Raw genomic sequence first — 18,028 nt, 5'->3', positions numbered from 1 at the left:
GTGCCGAACCGCACCCGGTACCATCGCGACATGGTCCCCCGTCCCGAGACCGCCAGCGGCGAGCCCAGCACCGCCCTGGTCCAGCTCCCGCCGCTGGCCGACGAGGACCCGCGCCCCGACGCCGACCCCGACCGACTCGGCGACGTCGACGAGTGGGGCCGCTCCGAGCACTGGCGCGAGCTGGCCCGCCGCGTCTACGACCCGGTCTACCGCAAGTGGTTCCGGGTCGAGTGGGAGGGCCTCGACCGCATCCCCACATCCGGCGGCGCCCTGCTGGTGGCCAACCACGCCGGTGCGATCCCCTCCGACGCCCCGGTCATCATGCACGGCATCGAATCCGAGCTCGGCCGACCCGTCTACGGCCTGGCCGACCACATGTTCCGCAACCTCCCCGTCGTCGGGACCCTGTGGTCCCGCCTCGGGGGCGTGGTCGCCCACCCCGACAACGCCTACCGGCTGCTGCGCGAGCAGAACCAGCTCGTGCTCGTGTTCCCCGAGGGCGAGAAGGGCCCGGCCAAGACCTACCGCACCCGCTACCGCCTCCGGCGCTTCGGTCGGGGCGGGTTCGTCGAGATCGCCATGCGGGCCGGGGTCCCGATCGTGCCCATCGCGGTGGTCGGCGCCGAGGAGTCGATGCCGATCGTGGCCCGGTCCACCTCCCTGGGCCGGGCCCTGGGCCTCCCCTACCTGCCCGTCACCGCCAACCACCTGGTGCTCGGCCCGGTGCTCGGCACCATCGGCTACTTCCCCGCCAAGTTCCGGCTCCGGGTCCTCGACCCCATCTCCTTCGACGTGGCACCCGACCAGGACCGCTACTCGCGCAGCCGGGTCCTCGAAGAGTCCGAGGCCATCCGCCAACAGATCCAGTCGGCGCTCTACGACATGTTGAGCACCCGCCAGTCGATCTGGTTCGGGTGAGGAGCACCCGCTGATGGGACGCCGTGTCCTCATCACCGGCATCGGATCGTTCTGGGGCGCGCGGGTCGCCCAGGCTCTCGAACGCGACCCCGATGTAGAGCTCATCGTCGGGCTCGGCGTCGACACCCCCAAGGTCCCGCTCGAGCGCACCGAGTACGTGCGGGCCGACGCCAGCTACTCGATCCTGTCGAGGTTGGTCCGAGCCACCCAGGTCGACACCATCGTCCACACCCACCTCGTGGTCGATGCCAGCCAGCTCCCCCAGCGCGAGATCCACGAGATCAACGTCATCGGCACCATGAACCTCATGGCCGCTGCCTCCGCACCCGCATCGACCGTGCGGAACCTGGTGGTGAAGTCGTCCACGATGGTCTACGGCGCCTCGTCGTCGGACCCCACCTGGTTCCGCGAGGACGCACCACCACACGGCCCGCCCTCCACCCGCATCCAGCAGTCGCTGGATGAGGTCGAGGGCTACGTCCGCGACTTCGCCGCCGACAACCCACACGTCGACCTCGCCCTCCTGCGGTTCTGCAAGGTGCTGGGCGACGAGCTGGTCACCCCCATCAGCCGGGCCCTGCAGCTGCCACTCGTACCCAAGATCGCCGGGTTCGACCCGCGCTTCCAGTTCGTGCACGAACACGACGTCATCCGGGCCATCGTGTTCGCCCTCCGCCACCACCTCAGCGGCGTGTACAACGTCGCCGGCGACGGCGTCATGCCCTGGAGCGAGGTGGTCGCGCTGTGCGGCAAGCGCACCGCGCCCATCAGCCCGTGGGGCACCGGCATCGTGGGGCGGGCCCTGCGACCGGTCGGCATCGACCTGCCCGACGAGCTGCTGTCGCTGCTGCGCTATGGCCGCGGCGTCGACAACCAGCGGCTCAAGGACCTGGGCTTCGAGTACGAGTACACCACCGCCGCCACGGTCAAGGCCTTCGCCGAGGCCATGCGGCTGCACGACACGGTCGGCCCGCGCCGCCCCGAGTTCCGCTACGAGCGCGACGTCGAGACGTTCTTCCGCCACTCCCCCGCCGTGGTCCGCGAACCCGAGTCGACCTCATCCGATCAGGACTGACTGCCACCATCAGTTGAGCCAGTCGCGGGCCAGGGTCTCGCCCCGCTCCTGCCACTCCTCGGCGGTGATGGCATAGCGGAGGTGGTCCTCCCAGACCCCGTTGATCTCCAGGTAGCGCTGGGCCAGCCCCTCACACCGCAGGTCGAGCTTCTCGACGACACGACGGCTCGCCATGTTGCGGGGGATGATCGAGATCTGGAGGCGGTGCAGGTTCAGGTCCTCGAACGCGAACCGCATGATGGTCACCACCGCCTCGGGCATGTAGCCGTGACCGGCGTGGCGCTCATCGATCCAGTAGCCCACATAGGCGCTCTGGAACGGGCCGCGCTGCACCGACGACACGTTGATCTCCCCGGCGAAGTCCCCGTCGATGAAGATGGCGAACCCATAGGCGGTGCCGAGCTGGCGCTCTCGCTGGCGGGCGCTGCAGCGCACGGCGAAGGCGTCTCGATCCTCGATCGGGTCGGGGTGACCGGGCACGCGCTGGGGTTCCCACTTGGTGAGCCACTCGTGGTTGTGGCGCCGCACCTCGCGCCACTGCTCGAAGTCGCCGAGGGTGAGCGGACGCAGCAGGATGCGCCTGCCGAACAGGGGGCTCATCGACCCAGGATCTCGCCCAGGGCCGCGAGCAGCAGGGTGACGTTGCGGGGGCGGGCCGTGTGGCCCATGAGACCGATCCGCCACACCCGCCCCGCGAACTCGCCGATCCCCCCGCCGATCTCGATCCCGTAGCGGTCGAGCAGCCGACGGCGGATCTCGGCGTCGTCGAGGCCCGCCGGCAGATCGTCGGGGACCCACACGGTGGTGAGCTCGGGCAACCGGTGACCGTCGGCCGCGAACAACGACAGACCCATGGCCTCGAGCCCGTCCTGGAGCGCCTGACCGCACCCATCGTGGCGCGCCCACGACGCCTCGAGCCCCTCGTCGAGCAGGCACCCCAACCCGGCGTGGAGCGCATAGATCATCGAGATCGGCGCCGTGTGGTGGTAGGCCCTGGCCCCCTCGCCGGCCACGTAGCGGGCGATCATGTTGAGGTCGAGGTACCACGACCGGGGACGCTCGACCACCCGCTCGACCCCGGCGGGCGACACGGTGAGCGGCGCCAGACCCGGGGGCACGCCCAGGCACTTCTGGGTACCGGAGTAGGCGAGGTCGGCCCGCCACCGGTCGACCTCGACGGGGATGCCGCCCAGCGAGGTGACGCAATCGACCACGAGCAGGGTGCCCTCGGGTCGCTCGGCCAGCGGGGCCACGTCGTTGCGGACCCCGGTGGAGGTCTCGGCGTGGACCACGGCGATGACCGCCGGCGCCGGGTGGGCGTCGAGCAGGGCCTGAGGATCGATCGGCTGCCCCCACGGTGCCTCGACCCGGATCACCTCGGCGCCGCAGCGGGCAGCTACGTCGCACAGCCGCTCGCCGAACACCCCGTTGACCCCGACCACGACCGGGTCGCCGTCACGGACCACGTTCACCAACGCCGCCTCCATGCCCGCCGACCCGGTGCCGCTCACGGGGAAGGTGAGCGGGTTGGAGGTGCGCCACACCTGCCGCAGCCGCTCGTTGGTCTCGTCGAGCAGCTCGAGGAACTCGGGGTCGAGGTGGCCGAGCACCGGTCGAACCATCGCCTCGACGACCTCGGGGTAGGGATTTCCGGGCCCGGGGCCCATGAGGACTCGATCGCTATGGGGCATCGGATCCGACATTACCGACCAGCAGGCCCGCCGCGAGCCCGTCGAGCAGGTCGCGCTCGGAGACCACCAGCGGATCGATGCCGAAGTAGCGCATGATGGCGACCACGATCGCGCTGCCGCCCACGATCACCTCGGCCCGTTCGCGCTGCAACCCGGGGTTGTGGACCCGATCGTCGAAGGCCTCGGTGACCAGCGTTCGGTACACGTCCTCGGCCGCGGGCCTGGTGAGCTCGAACCGGTGGATGCGCTCGGGGTCGTAGGTGATGAGTCCGATCTCGACCGCGGCCATGGTGGTGATGGTGCCGGCCACCCCGATGAAGGTGCGGGTCTCGGCGATGTCGGGCATCTCGCGCACCACGTCGGTGAGGTGGGCCTCGGCCACCGACAGACAGGCCACCAGCTCCTCGGGCCGGGGCGGGTCGTGCTCGACGTAGCGCTCGGTGAAGCGCACCGATCCCATGTCGAGCGACAGGACCTGGTCGAGCGAGGTGGAGCCGATGGCGAACTCGGTGGAGCCGCCACCCAGGTCGATCACGCAGAACGGACCGTCGGACGCGTCGAGGTCGGCGGTGGCCCCACCGAACGCGGCCTCGGCCTCCTGTTCGCCGGTGAGCAGCTCGGGGGTCGCACCGATGGCGGTCTCGGCCCGGGTGAAGAACTCGTCGCGGTTGGCGGCGTCGCGCGAGGCCGAGGTGGCGATCACCCGCACCGCGTCGACACCGTGGTGGTCGAGCAGCGTCCGGTAGGTCTCGAGCACTTCGACGGTGCGGTCGATGCCGGCCGGATCAAGGCGACCGGTGCGGTCGACCCCGCCGCCGAGACGGGTGATGGTGGCCTGGCGTTCGAGGTCGCTCGCCCCGTCGGTGACGAGCAGGCGGATGCTGTTGGTGCCGCAGTCGACGACACCGACCGGGCGACTCACCGTCGCACCTCCTCGACCGGGTCCGCGGGATCGATCTCGGCCAGCCGGTTCGCCACCCAACGACCGACCGGATCGTCACCGCCGGCCAGGTACCAGGCGTAGTGGGCGTGCAGGCACTTGACACCCCGGCGGGTACCGCCGACACCGCCGGAGGGGCGGGGTCCGTCGTGGTCGTCGCCGAGCGCAGCGTCGCGCTCGATGGCGTAGCGCTCGTGAGCGGCCGCCAGTTCGTCGGGTGCCACCGCGGCTTCGGCGCGGCGGACCCCACCGTCGGCTTCGAGGCGACCGACCAGCACCCGTTCGCGTTCGCCGACCAGCCAGTAGCGGGTCGGCATGGGGGTGCCGTCGTCGAGGAGCGGCGCGTTGCAGATCACCACCGGTGAGCCCTCGTCGTCGCGGACGGCCACCTCGTAGAGTCCCCGGGGAACCCGCCCGAGCAGGGCTTCGACGGCGTCGTGATCGGCGGTGGTCACCGGTCGTTGAGCCACCGCCACAGGATGAGCAGGATCACCAGCGCGGCGACCGCGGGCACGACCCGCTTGGCGACCGGCGCCCCGGCGGTGCTCATCAGATCGACCGGTTCGGCTCTGGCCTGATCGATGCGGCGCACCCCGTCCTCGGATGGCGTGCCGACGCTGGCCGAGGTGGTCTCCTCCTCGGCGGCCTCGACCACGTGCTCGTCGCCTGCGCCCGATGAACCGGTGCCCGACGAGCCGGTTCCGGACGAACCGGTGTCGCCGGCCAGGACGGTGGTCTCGAGGTTCTCGACGAACTGGTCGAACAGCTTGGCGCTCACGTCGGCCATGACCCCGCGCCCGAACTGGGCGACCTTGCCGGTGACGGTGAGATCGGTGTGGACGCTGACCTTGGTGCCCTCGCCCGCTGACTCGAGCCGGGCGGTGATGAGCGCATTGGCGTTCCCCTGCCCGCGGGTGTCGCGGCCATCGGCCTTGAGCACCGCCACGTGCTGGGCGTCGTCCTTCTCCTGGAAGGTGGCCTTGCCCTTGTACTGGGCGGTGATGGGCCCGACCTTGACCTTGACGATGCCGCGGTACTCCTCGCCCTCGACCTCCTGGAGCTCGGCCCCGGGCATGCACGGCGCGATGCGCTCGATGTCGGTGAGCACGGACCAGGCCTCTTCGACCGGCACCGCAACTTCGAAATCGTTCGTCAGTTCCATCGCTCGAGATCCTCCAGCGTGTCGATGTCGGCGGGCTCGCCCACGCACGGTACCTCGCCCACGAGGTCACTCCGTACTCGGAACAGGACCCGCGCCCCCTCGTCGCCGGCAGTCGGCAGCAACGGCCACACCTCACGGTGCAGCCGGACGGGGTTGCGGCGCCGTCCGTGGTAGGTGGCGACGGCGATGGGACTGGTGGCGGCGGCCACCGCCCGCCACGGCTCGGGGCCGAGCCCGGGCTGATCGCCGAGGCCGACGACCACGGCGTCGTGTCCCGCCCCCTCAGCAGCGGCGATGCCGGCCTGCAACGAGGTGGCCATCCCCTCGGCCCACTCGGGGTTGTGCACCACCCGGACACCAGGCGGGAGGTAGGGGGCGACATCGACCGCTCCGGTCACCACGATCACCTCGTCGAGCCCGGCGGCGAGCGCGGCGTCGACGGCGTGACGAACCAGGGCCCGGCCGTCGAGGTCGGCCAACAGCTTGTTGGCCGTGCCCCGGAACCGGGTGCCGCCCCCCGCGGCGAGCACCACCGCGGCGGTGGTCGCGCCCTCAGCGGTGGATGTCACCGCTGGTGTCGCGCAGCGACGGCGCGTCGCGGCCGGTCCGCGCGGCGATGATCTCGGCCACGATCGACACCGCGGTCTCCTCCGGGGTGCGAGCACCGATGTCGAGACCGATGGGACCCATGATGCGGGCGATCTCGCCCTCGGTGACCCCTTCCTCGCGCAGGCGCTCGCAGCGGTCGGCGTGGGTGCGGCGCGACCCCATGGCCCCCAGGTAGCCGACCGCGGTGGGCAGCGCCGCCACGATGGCGGGCACGTCGAACTTGGCGTCGTGGGTGAGCACGCAGATGGCGTCGCGGGGGCCGAGCTCGTGGCCGCGCTCGGCGATCAGGTCGTTGGGCCAGGCCACGACCACCTCGTCGGCCATCGGGAACCGCTGCGGGGTGGCGAACACCGACCGCGCGTCGCAGACCACCACCCGGTAGCCGAGCACCTTGGCCACCTTGGCCAGGGCAGCGGTGAAGTCGACCGCGCCGAAGATCCACATCTGCGGCGGCGGAGCGAACGACTCGATGAACACCCACACCTCGTCCTCGCGGGCTTCGCCGTGGGGGCCGTAGTGGCGGACCCCGGTCCGGCCCGACTCCAGTTCGCCGAGGGCGTCACGGACGACCACCCGGTCGAGGTCGGCATCGCCGAGGCTGCCGATCGGGTCTCGTCCGGGGCCGACCAGCAGCTTCGCGCCGGTGTCGGGTCCCTGCACCACGGTGGCCAGGGCCACGGGCTCCTCGACATCGAGGGCGGCGTGGAGCGTGTCGTAGATGGCCGAATCGGGCACGACTACCAGTCCAGGGGCTCGATGAACAGGTGCACGGTGCCGCCACAGGTGAGCCCGACGGCGAAGGCGTCGTCGTCGCTGTAGCCGAAGGTGACGATCCGCCGTTCGGCCCCCTCGAGGATCTCGAGCGCCTCGGTCACCACCGCCCCCTCGACGCAGCCGCCCGACACCGAACCGGCGACCTCTCCGTCCTCGTTGACCGCCATGGCGGCCCCGGGCAGGCGGGGGCCCGACCCGTCGATGTCGACGACTCGGGCGATGGCCACCTTCTTGCCGGCGGTCCGCCAGCGGTCGATGTCGGCGAGGATCTCCTTCATGCGGCGATCTCCTTGGCGAGGTGTTCCAGGGCGGCGAGGGAGTGGCCCTCGATGAAGCGGTCGACGTAGGGCAGCGCAGCGGCCATGCCCCTGGCCAGGGGCTCGTAGCCGGGGGTCGCCTTCAGCGGGTTGACCCACACCACCCGGTAGGCGACCCGCGACAGGCGCTGCATCTGCTCGGCCAGCTGGTCGGGCTCGCCGCGGTCCCAGCCGTCGGAGAGGATCACGACCACCGCACCCCGGGCCATGCCCCGAACCCCCCAGCGGTCGTTGAACTCGGCCAGCATGTCGCCCAAGCGGGTGCCGCCCGCCCAGTCGTCGACCGCGGATCCGACCCGCTCGAGCGCGGCGTCGGGGTCGCGGGTGGACAGCTCGCGGGTGAGGCGGGTGAGGCGGGTCCCGAGGGCGAACGCCTCGACACGGGTGCGCCCGGTGGCGGCGGCGTGCACGAACCGCAGCAGCGAGCGGGAGTAGGGCTCCATCGACCCGCTGATGTCGGCCAGCAGCACCAACCGGCGGGGTCGGTCGCTCGGACTGGTGTGGGCCCGGCGGAGGGTCTCGCCGCCGGTGCGCATGCTCTGGCGGACGGTGCGGCGAAGGTCGGGGCGGCCGTGGCGGGCGGTGGTGGGACGGTGCCGGCGCGACGGCCGGCGGGCGACACCGAGGCCCATCAGCGACATGAGGCGGTGCGCCTCGGCCAGCTCCTCCTCGCTGCACTCGGCGAAGTCGCGGTGGCGCAGCACCTCGGCCGGGCTGTAGCGCACCGCCTGGATCTCCTCGGACTCGTCGTCGTCACCGTCGTCGGTCGGTGGTTCGGATGCGTCGTCGGTATCGTCGAGGACCAACGTGGTGGGGGTGGGCGCCGACGCCGACCGCAGCAGCGCGGCGGGGCCCTCGCCCCAGAAGGCGGCGAAGACCTGGTCGTAGGGCTCGATGTCTTCGGGCCGGGTGACCAGCGTGGCCCGACCGGCCCAGTAGACGGCGTTGCGGTCGGTGGCGCCGACCTCGGCGAGCGCCTCGGAGAAGGTGACCGTGCTGTCAACGGGGATGGCGACCCCCGCTCGGCGCAGGGCGGCGACGAAGGCGACGACCACCGGTTCGGGGGTCGGGTCGCTCGCGGGGCCACCCTCGCGACCAGCGGCGACGGTGGCGTCGAGCTCAGCCATGGCGGGCCATGGCCTCGGTGACCAGGACCTCGAGTCCGTGGGTGCGGACCCGTTCCTGGTCCTCGCGGTACTTGAGCACGGTGCCGAGCGTGGCGTCGATCGTGTCGGCGGTGAGCTCACCCCGGCCGAGCAGCGCCAGCGCCGAGGCCCAGTCGATCGTCTCGGCCACCCCCGGCGGCTTGTAGAGCCCCAGGTCCCGGATGGTGGCGGTGGCGGACGCGACCTGGCGGGCGAGGCGGTCGGGCACCTCGGGGGCGCGGAGTCCAACGATCGCGACCTCGCGGTCGAAGTCGGGGTGCTCGACCCAGTGGTAGAGGCAACGGCGCTTGAGGGCATCGTGCAGGTCGCGGGTGCGGTTGGAGGTGATCACCACGATCGGCGGCACCGCGGCCGCGAACCGGCCCAGCTCGGGCACGGTGATGGCGTAGTCCGAGAGGATCTCGAGCAGGAAGGCCTCGAACTCGTCGTCGGCGCGGTCGAGCTCGTCGATCAACAGCACCGGGGGCGGTCCATCGCCGTGATCGAGCGCGCGGAGCAGGGCCCGGCGGACCAGGAACCGTTCGTGGTACAGCTCGTCCTCGAGCGCGTCGGTCGACGCGGAAGAGGCCGCCCCGGTCGCCTCGGCGGTGCGCAGGTGCAGCAGCTGCCGCGAGTAGTCCCACTCGTAGGCGGCCTGGGCGAGGTCGATGCCCTCGTAGCACTGCAGCCGGATCAGCTCGCCGCCGCTCCAGCGGGCCAGGGTCTTGGCCACCTCGGTCTTGCCGACACCGGCCTCGCCCTCGAGCAGCAACGGGCGATGCAGGCGCAACGACAAGAACACTGCGGTGGCCAGACCCTCGTCGGCAAGGTAGTCGTTGTCGGCCAGAGCGTGGACGACCTCGTCGACCGAGTCGGGGACGCCCCAAGTCGAGGTGGCGGTGGTGTCGGGATCGTTGCTCATCTCACCGCCAGCGTAGAGCGCAACCGCACGAACCTACGCCGTCACCCAGATCAGTGTCTCGGCTCCGTCGGGGCCACCGGTGAGCTCGACCGGTCCGGCCGCCGTGAGGCGGGCGGCCGCTCCCCGCGACATCTCCCGGCCGTCCAGCGCGGCCGAACCCATGGCCACGAAGAGGTGCACATGGTCGCCGCCGGGCACCGTCAGCGACTCGTCCGGGCCCAGCCTGGCCGCCGGTCTTCGGGGGCGCGGATCGTGATCGTGTCGGTGGCGTCCATCGGTCCTCCATGGCTGGTACAGAGTTCAACCACCGGGGAGGCGCCGCTGTTCCCGCCACGTGGTGACGGCGCGATCAGCCCGACGCGTCCTCGAGAGCCCGCCGCACCAGCACCCGGGCCAGGTGCCGGCGGTACTCCTCCGACGCGTTGAGATCGGCCGAGGGCTCGGTGCCCTCGTCGGCCATGGCGGCGGCGTCGGTCACGCTGGCACCGTCGCGCAGCGCCGCCTCGGTGGCGGCAGCCCGCAACGGGGTCGACCCCATGTTGACCAGGCCGATGCCGGTGCGGCCCTCGCCGTGCACCGCGGCGACCCCGACGATGGCCCAATCCTGGGCGCGCCGGTTGAACTTCTGGAACGACCAGCCGACACCGGCCAGCTTCGGCACCCGGATCTCGGTGAGCAGCTCGTCGTCGCCCAGCGCGCTCTCGAAGTAGCCGGTGAAGAAGTCGGCGGCGGCGATCTCGCGAGTGGACCCACCGGGGCCGGCGGCCACCAGGGTGGCGTCGAGGGCCAGGAGCACGGCGGGCAGATCGGCGGCGGGATCGGAGTGGGCGAGCGACCCGCCGATGGTGCCCCGATGGCGCACCTGGGGATCGCCGACATGGTGGGCGGCGTTGGCCAGCAGCGGCACCTCGGTGTGCAACAGCTCGTTGGTCTCGAGATCGTGGTGGCGGGTGAGCGCACCGACGGCCACGTGGTCGCCGGCGTCGCGCACATAGGACAGGTCGGCCAGACGCCCGATGTCGACCAGCACGGCGGGCACGGCCAGCCGCAGCTTCATCATGGGGATGAGCGAGTGGCCCCCGGCCAGCAGCTTGGCCTCGTCGCCGTGCTCGGCCAGGGCCGCGACCGCAGCCTCGGCGGAGTCGGCCCGGACGTAGTCGAAGGTGGCGGGGATCACGAGCCACCCCCGGCGGTGAGATCGACCGGGGTGAACGACGGCTCCGACGACGGGTCGCCCGACGCCGCCGCCAGCACGGCCTTGACGATGTTGTGGTAGCCGGTGCAGCGGCACAGGTTGCCCTCGAGGCCGACCCTGACCTCGCGCTCGGTCGGGTCGGGGTTCTCGTCGAGCAGCGACACCGCGGCCATGACCATGCCCGGCGTGCAGTAGCCGCACTGCAGGCCGTGGTGCTGGCGGAACGCCTCTTGCATGGGGTGCAGCGTTCCGTCGGCGTCGGCGAGACCTTCGATGGTGGTGATGTCGGCATCGTCGGCCTGGGCGGCGAACACGGTGCAGGACTTCACCGACTCGCCATCGACCAGCACCGTGCAGGCCCCACACGACGACGTGTCGCAGCCGATGTTGGTGCCGGTCAGCCGAAGCTGATCGCGAATGAACTGGACGAGCAGCGTGCGAGGTTCGACCTCGGCGCTGTGCTGGGTGCCGTTGACGGTGATGGTGACGTTCATGTAGCCCTCCGACGGCGAGTGTAGGCGCGAGCCAACACCTCGGCGCTCACGGGAAGAGGCGGCGGAACTGACGGGCCGCGAAGGCGCCGAGGGCGACGACCGCCAGCGCCAAGGCGACCAGCGCGGGCCAGGTGTCGGCCCAGCTCAGGTCGCCGATGAACCCCTGGCGGGCGAAGCGCAACACGTTGGTCATGGGGTTGACCCGGGCGACGGTGTGCAGCCAGCCCTCCATCACCTCCAGCGGTGCCTGCCCGATCGACAGGAACATCACCGAGAAGATGCCGAGCTGCACGATGGCGCCCGCCCGCTGGGACTGGAACCGATAGGCGATGCCGAGCCCCCAGAGCCCGGCAACCGTACCGACCCCCACACACCCGAGCGCGAGCGGCACCAGCGCCACCGGCCCGGCGGGAACCGAGATGCCCGCGACGAGAGCGACCGGCACCACCACCACGAACGGGATCAGGGCCCGCAGCCCGGCGAAGATCATCGGACCCAGCACCAGCGCCCACCGGCGCGTCGGGGCGAGCAGCAGGCGGTTGTAGAAGCCGTCCTCGATGTCGCGGGCGGTGCTGAACGCGGTGCCCATGCCGGCAAAGGAGGCACCCTGCAAGATGGCGAAGGGCACCATCCAGCTCAAGATGTTCTCGGTGGGGAACCCCCGGATGCCGGTGATCGCGCTGAACGCCCCGCTGAAGGCCACCACGAAGAACATGGGCATGGCCACGGTGGGGACCAGGGCCGCGGGGATCCGGACCGTGTTGCGGGTGCCCCGCAGCGCGATCTGCAACGCCACCAGCAGCGGGTTCGCCACCCGTCCCTCGCGGGGCGGTGCGGCGGCGCCCTCGCCGGTGACCTCGCCGGTGGTGAGCCGCTCGGTCATGCCGCGACCGCCAACCGCCGCTGCAGCATCCGCGTCGCCAGCCAGAACGACACGACGATGAGTGAGAGCGCCACGGCCAGGCTGGCCGCCGCCTCGCCCACATCGAAGCCGACGATGACCTGGTGGCGGGCACCGTCGATCATCACGGTGAGGGGGTTGCGCTCGGCCACGGTGCGGTACCAGCCCGACATGAGCTCGACCGGGAAGAACGCGGAGGAGATGAACAACAAGATGAACACCAGCGGGAACGAGTTGCCAACCGCCTCGGCCTTGCCGGTGCGCAACCCGACGGCACAGGCGAGCCCGCCGATGGCCACCGCCAGCAATCCCGCCAGGGCCATGAGCAGCACCATGGCCGGCACTCCACCCTCGACCCGGGCCCCGAAGACCGAGAAGATGCCGATGTAGAGCAGGGCCTGCAACGACGCCAAGGTGGCGGCCCCCGCCATGCGACCGAGCAGGATGGCGATGCGCGACGTGGGCGCCGCGACCAGCCGGTCGAAGAAGCCGTTCTCGATGTCGAGGGCCAGGTCGGTGCCGGCGTTGATGCTCCCGAAGAGCACCACCTGCACGATCGTGGCCGGCAGCACGAACTGCAGGAACGAGTCGACCTCGGGGAACCCGGGCAGGTCGATCGCCCGCGAGAACGCCGATGCCTGCACCGCCGCGATCAGCAGCGGGAACAGCGTTCCCATCGCCCAGATGTTGGGTTGGCGCCACAAGCCGAGCACCGCCCGGCGCGACAGCACCAGCACGTGCGAAGCCCCCACCACCGGACCGCGCCTGGCGGGTGGAGCCGCCGGCAGGGTCATCCGTCGGCTCCTTCGAGCCGGCGGCCGGTGGCTTCGGCGAACACGTCGTCGAGGCTCGGCGAGTCGAGCTGCACGTGGTCCAGGGCGATGCCGGCCTCGTCGAAGGCCCGGACGACCGCGGCCATGTCGCGCGCCCCGCCCGCGAGTCCGATGGCCACCACCGGCGGGGTCGCGGGGCGGGGATCGCCGAACCGGGTCAGGATCTCGGTGGCGGTGCCGGCATGGTCGGGGTCGACCTCGACGGTGAGGGTCGGGGCCCCGACCGCGGCCTTGAGCTGCTTGGGGGTCCCCTCGCGCACGATCCGGCCGTCGTCGATGATGGCGATGCGTCCTGCCAGCTCGTCGGCCTCTTCGAGGTACTGGGTGGTGAGGAACACCGTGGTGCCGTGCTCCTGGTTGAGCCGGCGCACCTCCTCCCACAGCGCCATGCGGCTGGTGGGGTCGAGCCCGGTGGTGGGCTCGTCGAGGAACAGCACGATCGGCTCGTGCACCAGCGACAAGGCCAGATCGAGGCGCCGGCGCATCCCGCCCGAGTAGGTGCCGACCCGCCGGTTGGCCGCGGCGGTGAGTCCGACCCGTTCGAGCAGATCGCCGCTGCGCTCCTCGGCGACGCGGCGCGGCACCCCGTGCAACACCGACTGGAGGTGCAGCAGCTCGCTTCCGGTCATGAGCGGATCGATCGCCGCGTCCTGCAGGGCGACACCGATCGAGCGCCGCACCGCGGCCGCGTCGCGCCGGATGTCGTGGCCGGCAACTCGGGCGACACCGCCGGTGGGGCGCAGCAGCGTGGTGAGCATGCGCACCAGGGTGGACTTGCCCGCCCCGTTCGGTCCGAGGAAGCCGAACACCTCGCCCTGCTCGACGAACAGGTCGATGCCGTCGACCGCGACCAGGTCGCCGAAGCGGCGGACCAGCCCCTCGACCTCGATGGGATGGCTCACGGGCACACCGACAAGACGCGGACCATCACGGTCAGTCGGTGGCCGGTGGAGCCGGGGTGAAGGGCCAACCGGGAGGGACCTCGAGCGGCGGCAGGGCCGCGGGCAGGATGCCGTATGGCTCCTCGCCCGGACGCACCATGTTGTAGCGCTCGCGGGCCAGGCGCTCGATCTCGCCGGGCGTGTCCAACGCCTCGACCCGGGCCTGAAGCGCCGTGACCTGCTCGTCGAGCTCGGCGAGCTCGGCCTCGGAGGAGGCGATGGCGTCGCGCTGGTCGAACAGGGTGCGCAGCGGGAACGCCGACAGCGACAACGCGCCGACGATCACCACGACGGCCACCAGGGGCCAGGCGAGGCGGCGAAAGCGGCGCACCGCGCTCAGGACCCCCGCCTCGGCGCCAGTGCGGCCCGACCCCAGAACGCGGCCGACTCGCCCAGGTCCTCCTCGATGCGGAGGAGCTGGTTGTACTTGGCCACCCGGTCGCTGCGTGCCGGGGCACCGGTCTTGATCTGGCCGCAGTTGGTGGCCACCGCCAGGTCGGCGATGGTCGCGTCCTCGGTCTCGCCCGAACGGTGTGACATCACTGCTGTGTATCCGGTGCGGGTGGCAAGTGCAACGGTGTCGAGGGTTTCGGTGAGGGTGCCGATCTGGTTGACCTTGACCAGGATCGAGTTGGCGACCCCGGCGTCGATGCCCCGTTGCAGACGTTCGGAGTTGGTGACGAACAGGTCGTCGCCGACGAGCTGGACCCGGCCACCCAGCTCGCGGGTGGCGGCGGCCCACCCGTCCCAGTCCTCTTCGGCCAGGGCGTCCTCGATCGACAGGATCGGGTAGCGGTCGCACCAGTCGGCCCAGAACGCCACCATCTCCTCGGCGTCGAGGGTGCGGCCCTCACCCGCGAGCACGTAGGCACCGTCGCGGTAGATCTCGGTGACCGCCGGGTCGAGGGCGATGCCGATGTCGTCGCCGGGCGTGAACCCCGCGGCTTCGATGGCGTCGATCAGCAGCTGCACCGCCGCCTCGTTGGTGGCCAGGTCGGGGGCGAAGCCGCCCTCGTCGCCGACCCCGGTGGACAGGCCCTTGTCGGCCAGCACCCGCTTGAGGGTGTGGTAGGTCTGTGCCCCCCAGCGCAGGGCCTCGGAGAAGGAGGCCGCGCCCACCGGCATGAGCATGAACTCCTGGAAGTCGACGTTGTTGTCGGCGTGCTCGCCGCCGTTCAACACGTTGAGCATCGGCACCGGCAGCACGTGGGCGTTCGCCCCGCCGACGTGGCGATACAGGGGGATCACCAGCTCGTCGGCCGCGGCCTTGGCCACCGCCAGCGACACGCCGAGCATGGCGTTGGCCCCCAGGCGCGACTTGTTGGGGGTGGCGTCGAGGTCGATGAGGGTGGTGTCGACCAGGCGCTGGTCGAGGGCGTCGTAGCCGTCGATGGCCTCGAAGATCTCGCCGTTGACGTTGCCGACCGCGGTGAGCACACCCTTGCCGCCGAAGCGGTCGCCGCCGTCGCGCAGCTCGACCGCTTCGAACTGGCCGGTGGAGGCACCCGAGGGAACCATGGCCCGCCCCCGGGCGCCCGACTCGAGCACGACCTCGACCTCGACGGTCGGGTTGCCCCGCGAGTCGAGGACCTCGCGGCCCACGACGTGGTCGATCGCGCTCATCGTGTGGTGGTGCTCCTGCTGGTAGGCCGATTCGGGCGTCCAACGATTCTGACACGCTCCACCGTCAGCCAGGAAGATCCCCCGGCGCGGGAGCGGACCCTTCCGCCAGCTCGTCGGCCATGTAGTGCGACCGTCGGCGGTCGGCGGCGAGGCGCAACGCCTCCTCGGGATCGACACCCCCGCGGCGGGCGCGGGTCACCAGGCCATAGAGCAGCTCGCCGACCTCGCCGACACCGAGTGCCGGCTCGCCGGCGACACCGACCTCCTCCACCAACCCCAGCCGTTCGGCCTTGGACTCGACCTTGGCCGCGAACGACAGCGCCGGCAGCGACCGCGGGATCCCGTCGAAGATGCTGTCACGCCCCTTCTCGGCCGCCTTGAGCTGCTCCCAGTTGCCGAGCACCTCGTCCGCGGTGGCGGCCTCGACCTCGCCGAAGACGTGGGGGTGACGACCGACGAGCTTGTCGTGGATGCGCCGGGCGACGTCGGCGAGGGTGAACTGGCCGGCCTCGCTCGCCAACCGAGTGTGGAAGCAGATCTGGAACAACAGGTCGCCCAGCTCCTCTTCGAGCTGGTCGTAGCGCAGGCTCGCCTCGGCGTCGTGGTCGGGCGGCTCGCCGAAGGTGCCCGCCGCCGGGGGGAACCCGTCGAGCACCTCGAGGACCTCGTGGGCCTCCTCGAGCAGGTGCCGGGACAGGCTGCGATGGGTCTGGTCGCGGTCCCACGGGCACTCGACCCGGAGCCGAGCCACCAGCTCGTCGAAGCGAGCCACCTCGCCGGCCACCGGGGCGCAGAGCTCGGGGATCCACAGCGAGGTCAGGTGGTCGGCCTCGACCAGGCGATCGAGATCGTCCCACGCCACCTCGGTGAGCGATTCGTCCGGCGAGCCCAACCGGGCCAGCACCGTGACCGCCAGCTCCGGCGGATCGTCGACCGCGAGCTTGATGTCGGAGAGCACGTTGGCGCGATCACACTGGGCCACCAGCAGCGGGCCCCGCTCCCCCGCGGCCTCGACCGCGAATCGGTGCCCGTCGACGACCCGTGCGCCCACCGCGACCGGATCGACCCCGAGGCGCACCCACGCCAGGTCGAGGAACGACAGGGCGGGCACCACCTCGACGTCGAGATCGTCCTCGATCAACAGCAGCTCGACGGTGTGCTCGGCGACGGCGGGCGACCCGGGCACCGCGTAGAGCACCTCATCATGGGTGCGCGCGGCCGAGCACAGCTCGTCCACGATGCCCGCGTACACCTCGTCCAACGACCCGGACCGCTCGTAGAGGTGGTCGAAGGTGATGGCGTCGGGGACGACGGTGGCCGACGGGTGCCGCGACGTGCGCAGGTAACGGTGGGCGACGCGCTCGATGGCCGCTCGGGTTCCGTCGGTGACCAGGTCGGGGCCCGCGGGCCCGAGGCCCACGACCACGACCCGGGGGCTCACGGCTCGGGCACCCCGAGCGGATCGCCCGCGCCGGGAGCGGGCGTGGTGGTGGTGGGACCGTCGGGCGGTTCGACCGACTGGGTGGTGGGGTTCCAGGTGCCGTACCGCGAGCTCACCTCGACGTCGGCGGTGGCGGTCAGGCGCTGGATCTCCAGGTTCAACAGCTGCTGGCCGTCGCGAGATTCGGGCGACTCGAGAAAGGCACGGATGTCGGGTTCGAGCTCGTCGAAGCTCGGCAGGCCCCTGCTGTCGACCAGGATCACGTGGAACCCGAACTGGGTCTCGATCGGCCCCTGCAGCTCACCGATCGGACCCTCCCACACCGCCTCCTCGAACTCGGCGACGTACTGTCCCCGTCCGGTGCACCCCAGGTCGCCGGCATTGGCTTCGGCGGAGGGATCGACCGAGCGCTCGCTTGCCACCTCGCCGAAGTCCGCGCCGTCGTCGAGGTCGGCGATCACCTCCTCGGCCTCGGCCTCGGTGTCGAGGAGCACGTGACGGGCACAGGCCTCCTCGGTGGTGAAGATGGCCCGGTACTGGTCGTAGAACGCCTCGACCTCGGCATCGGTGACCTCGTCGGACCGCTCGGCGGCGTCGGCCTCCAGCGCCTCACGCAGGCTGATGAGCTGGGCGTTCCAGGTGCGGAACCGGTCGTGGTAGTCGTCGGGGAGCTCGTCGAGCAGCACCCGGAGCTCATCCATGAAGGTGTCGTCGGCCGCTTCGAGGTCGTCCTCGGTGACCTCGAGACCCCGGTCGCTGTGGGCCTGGTCGACCAGCTCGATGAGGATCCGAAGGCGCAGCACCTCGGCCGCGAAGGCGGTGTCGACGGTGTTGGCGTCGCTGGGCACGGTGGCACCGAACACGGCCTGGGCGAACTCGGGATGCTCGCTCAACAGGTCGAGCTCGTCGCGGAAGGCACTGTCGTCGACGTCGACACCGTTGACCGACACCGCTGCCGCCGAGGTGCCCCCGCAGGAGCCGAGGAGCAGGACGGTGGCCACGAGCGCGGCGAGGAGAGAGGAGATGGAACGAAGGTGGGTCACGAGG

22 protein-coding genes are annotated in these 18,028 nt (G+C 71.4%); 2 read left to right on the top strand and 20 right to left on the bottom strand.

Features of this window, described 5'->3' with window-relative positions; all coding sequences use genetic code 11:
• Nucleotides 1–30 precede the first annotated feature (30 nt).
• Both U5K29_08015 and U5K29_08010 read left to right on the top strand, forming a co-directional pair.
• The gene (locus U5K29_08015; GenBank protein MDZ7678484.1) at nucleotides 31–918 is read left to right on the top strand and encodes a lysophospholipid acyltransferase family protein; all 888 of its coding nucleotides are present in this window, start codon (nucleotides 31–33) and stop codon (nucleotides 916–918) included.
• Between the two features lie 13 nt (nucleotides 919–931).
• On the top strand, nucleotides 932–1,993 hold the full coding sequence (locus U5K29_08010) for an NAD-dependent epimerase/dehydratase family protein (GenBank protein ID MDZ7678483.1): 1,062 nt from the start codon (nucleotides 932–934) through the stop codon (nucleotides 1,991–1,993).
• A 9-nt stretch (nucleotides 1,994–2,002) separates the two neighbouring features.
• Here U5K29_08010 and U5K29_08005 read toward each other — a convergent pair whose 3' ends face one another.
• The 20 genes from U5K29_08005 to U5K29_07910 all read right to left on the bottom strand — a co-directional run bounded on the left by U5K29_08005 (nucleotide 2,003) and on the right by U5K29_07910 (nucleotide 18,024).
• Nucleotides 2,003–2,593, bottom strand: a complete 591-nt coding sequence (locus U5K29_08005) for a GNAT family protein (protein MDZ7678482.1) — start codon at nucleotides 2,591–2,593, stop codon at nucleotides 2,003–2,005.
• Nucleotides 2,590–3,684 (bottom strand): alanine--glyoxylate aminotransferase family protein, encoded by a 1,095-nt coding sequence (locus U5K29_08000; protein ID MDZ7678481.1) that lies wholly within the window; start codon nucleotides 3,682–3,684, stop codon nucleotides 2,590–2,592. The genes U5K29_08005 and U5K29_08000 overlap by 4 nt, the downstream gene beginning before the upstream one ends.
• Nucleotides 3,674–4,606, bottom strand: a complete 933-nt coding sequence (locus U5K29_07995; protein ID MDZ7678480.1) for a Ppx/GppA phosphatase family protein — start codon at nucleotides 4,604–4,606, stop codon at nucleotides 3,674–3,676. Before U5K29_07995 ends, U5K29_08000 begins: the two co-directional genes overlap by 11 nt.
• Nucleotides 4,603–5,094 carry a DUF501 domain-containing protein gene (locus tag U5K29_07990; protein MDZ7678479.1) on the bottom strand — a complete coding sequence of 164 codons (492 nt, stop codon included), beginning with the start codon at nucleotides 5,092–5,094 and terminating at the stop codon, nucleotides 4,603–4,605. The genes U5K29_07995 and U5K29_07990 overlap by 4 nt, the downstream gene beginning before the upstream one ends.
• Nucleotides 5,076–5,786: an SRPBCC family protein gene (locus U5K29_07985; protein MDZ7678478.1), complete on the bottom strand. Its 711-nt coding sequence runs from the start codon at nucleotides 5,784–5,786 to the stop codon at nucleotides 5,076–5,078. The genes U5K29_07990 and U5K29_07985 overlap by 19 nt, the downstream gene beginning before the upstream one ends.
• A complete protein-coding gene (locus tag U5K29_07980) occupies nucleotides 5,777–6,355 on the bottom strand; it encodes a nucleotidyltransferase family protein (protein MDZ7678477.1) in 579 nt (192 codons plus the stop codon). Before U5K29_07980 ends, U5K29_07985 begins: the two co-directional genes overlap by 10 nt.
• Complete coding sequence (locus U5K29_07975) at nucleotides 6,339–7,130, bottom strand: XdhC/CoxI family protein (GenBank protein MDZ7678476.1); 792 nt, start codon at nucleotides 7,128–7,130, stop codon at nucleotides 6,339–6,341. The genes U5K29_07980 and U5K29_07975 overlap by 17 nt, the downstream gene beginning before the upstream one ends.
• A gap of 2 nt (nucleotides 7,131–7,132) precedes the next feature.
• On the bottom strand, nucleotides 7,133–7,447 hold the full coding sequence (locus U5K29_07970; GenBank protein ID MDZ7678475.1) for an XdhC family protein: 315 nt from the start codon (nucleotides 7,445–7,447) through the stop codon (nucleotides 7,133–7,135).
• On the bottom strand, nucleotides 7,444–8,613 hold the full coding sequence (locus U5K29_07965) for a VWA domain-containing protein (GenBank protein MDZ7678474.1): 1,170 nt from the start codon (nucleotides 8,611–8,613) through the stop codon (nucleotides 7,444–7,446). Before U5K29_07965 ends, U5K29_07970 begins: the two co-directional genes overlap by 4 nt.
• Nucleotides 8,606–9,553 carry a MoxR family ATPase gene (locus tag U5K29_07960; protein ID MDZ7678473.1) on the bottom strand — a complete coding sequence of 316 codons (948 nt, stop codon included), beginning with the start codon at nucleotides 9,551–9,553 and terminating at the stop codon, nucleotides 8,606–8,608. Before U5K29_07960 ends, U5K29_07965 begins: the two co-directional genes overlap by 8 nt.
• A 33-nt stretch (nucleotides 9,554–9,586) precedes the next feature.
• Nucleotides 9,587–9,751, bottom strand: coding sequence for a hypothetical protein (locus U5K29_07955; protein MDZ7678472.1), 165 nt, complete (start codon nucleotides 9,749–9,751; stop codon nucleotides 9,587–9,589).
• A gap of 151 nt (nucleotides 9,752–9,902) precedes the next feature.
• Nucleotides 9,903–10,730 (bottom strand): xanthine dehydrogenase family protein subunit M, encoded by an 828-nt coding sequence (locus U5K29_07950; GenBank protein ID MDZ7678471.1) that lies wholly within the window; start codon nucleotides 10,728–10,730, stop codon nucleotides 9,903–9,905.
• On the bottom strand, nucleotides 10,727–11,242 hold the full coding sequence (locus U5K29_07945; protein ID MDZ7678470.1) for a (2Fe-2S)-binding protein: 516 nt from the start codon (nucleotides 11,240–11,242) through the stop codon (nucleotides 10,727–10,729). The genes U5K29_07950 and U5K29_07945 overlap by 4 nt, the downstream gene beginning before the upstream one ends.
• A gap of 46 nt (nucleotides 11,243–11,288) precedes the next feature.
• Nucleotides 11,289–12,125, bottom strand: a complete 837-nt coding sequence (locus U5K29_07940) for an ABC transporter permease (GenBank protein MDZ7678469.1) — start codon at nucleotides 12,123–12,125, stop codon at nucleotides 11,289–11,291.
• Nucleotides 12,122–12,937, bottom strand: a complete 816-nt coding sequence (locus U5K29_07935; protein MDZ7678468.1) for an ABC transporter permease — start codon at nucleotides 12,935–12,937, stop codon at nucleotides 12,122–12,124. The genes U5K29_07940 and U5K29_07935 overlap by 4 nt, the downstream gene beginning before the upstream one ends.
• A complete protein-coding gene (locus tag U5K29_07930; GenBank protein MDZ7678467.1) occupies nucleotides 12,934–13,878 on the bottom strand; it encodes an ATP-binding cassette domain-containing protein in 945 nt (314 codons plus the stop codon). The genes U5K29_07935 and U5K29_07930 overlap by 4 nt, the downstream gene beginning before the upstream one ends.
• Nucleotides 13,879–13,909: 31 nt before the next feature.
• Nucleotides 13,910–14,248 carry a septum formation initiator family protein gene (locus tag U5K29_07925; GenBank protein ID MDZ7678466.1) on the bottom strand — a complete coding sequence of 113 codons (339 nt, stop codon included), beginning with the start codon at nucleotides 14,246–14,248 and terminating at the stop codon, nucleotides 13,910–13,912.
• A 5-nt stretch (nucleotides 14,249–14,253) separates the two neighbouring features.
• Nucleotides 14,254–15,540, bottom strand: a complete 1,287-nt coding sequence (gene eno / locus U5K29_07920) for a phosphopyruvate hydratase (GenBank protein MDZ7678465.1) — start codon at nucleotides 15,538–15,540, stop codon at nucleotides 14,254–14,256.
• Between the two features lie 64 nt (nucleotides 15,541–15,604).
• Entirely contained in the window at nucleotides 15,605–16,981 is a 1,377-nt protein-coding gene (locus U5K29_07915) for a MazG nucleotide pyrophosphohydrolase domain-containing protein (GenBank protein ID MDZ7678464.1), read from the bottom strand.
• Nucleotides 16,978–18,024 (bottom strand): peptidylprolyl isomerase, encoded by a 1,047-nt coding sequence (locus tag U5K29_07910; protein ID MDZ7678463.1) that lies wholly within the window; start codon nucleotides 18,022–18,024, stop codon nucleotides 16,978–16,980. The genes U5K29_07915 and U5K29_07910 overlap by 4 nt, the downstream gene beginning before the upstream one ends.
• Between the last annotated feature and the right edge of the window lie 4 nt (nucleotides 18,025–18,028).

It is taken from the genome of Acidimicrobiales bacterium, assembly GCA_034521975.1.
In the GTDB taxonomy this organism is placed as follows: Bacteria; Actinomycetota; Acidimicrobiia; order Acidimicrobiales; family SKKL01; genus SKKL01.
The sequence above is the reverse complement of the archived record's forward strand: the minus strand, read 5'-3'. Positions and strand labels throughout refer to the sequence as shown.

Bases quoted from the DNA above. Each gene is read 5' to 3' on its own strand.
- U5K29_08015 (MDZ7678484.1), top strand. From the start codon at position 31: ATGGTCCCCCGTCCCGAGACCGCCAGCGGCGAGCCCAGCACCGCCCTG.
- U5K29_08010 (MDZ7678483.1), top strand. From the start codon at position 932: ATGGGACGCCGTGTCCTCATCACCGGCATCGGATCGTTCTGGGGCGCG.
- U5K29_08005 (MDZ7678482.1), bottom strand. From the start codon at position 2,593: ATGAGCCCCCTGTTCGGCAGGCGCATCCTGCTGCGTCCGCTCACCCTC.
- U5K29_08000 (MDZ7678481.1), bottom strand. From the start codon at position 3,684: ATGCCCCATAGCGATCGAGTCCTCATGGGCCCCGGGCCCGGAAATCCC.
- U5K29_07985 (MDZ7678478.1), bottom strand. From the start codon at position 5,786: ATGGAACTGACGAACGATTTCGAAGTTGCGGTGCCGGTCGAAGAGGCC.
- U5K29_07970 (MDZ7678475.1), bottom strand. From the start codon at position 7,447: ATGAAGGAGATCCTCGCCGACATCGACCGCTGGCGGACCGCCGGCAAG.
- U5K29_07965 (MDZ7678474.1), bottom strand. From the start codon at position 8,613: ATGGCTGAGCTCGACGCCACCGTCGCCGCTGGTCGCGAGGGTGGCCCC.
- U5K29_07960 (MDZ7678473.1), bottom strand. From the start codon at position 9,553: ATGAGCAACGATCCCGACACCACCGCCACCTCGACTTGGGGCGTCCCC.
- U5K29_07945 (MDZ7678470.1), bottom strand. From the start codon at position 11,242: ATGAACGTCACCATCACCGTCAACGGCACCCAGCACAGCGCCGAGGTC.
- U5K29_07940 (MDZ7678469.1), bottom strand. From the start codon at position 12,125: ATGACCGAGCGGCTCACCACCGGCGAGGTCACCGGCGAGGGCGCCGCC.
- U5K29_07935 (MDZ7678468.1), bottom strand. From the start codon at position 12,937: ATGACCCTGCCGGCGGCTCCACCCGCCAGGCGCGGTCCGGTGGTGGGG.
- eno (MDZ7678465.1), bottom strand. From the start codon at position 15,540: ATGAGCGCGATCGACCACGTCGTGGGCCGCGAGGTCCTCGACTCGCGG.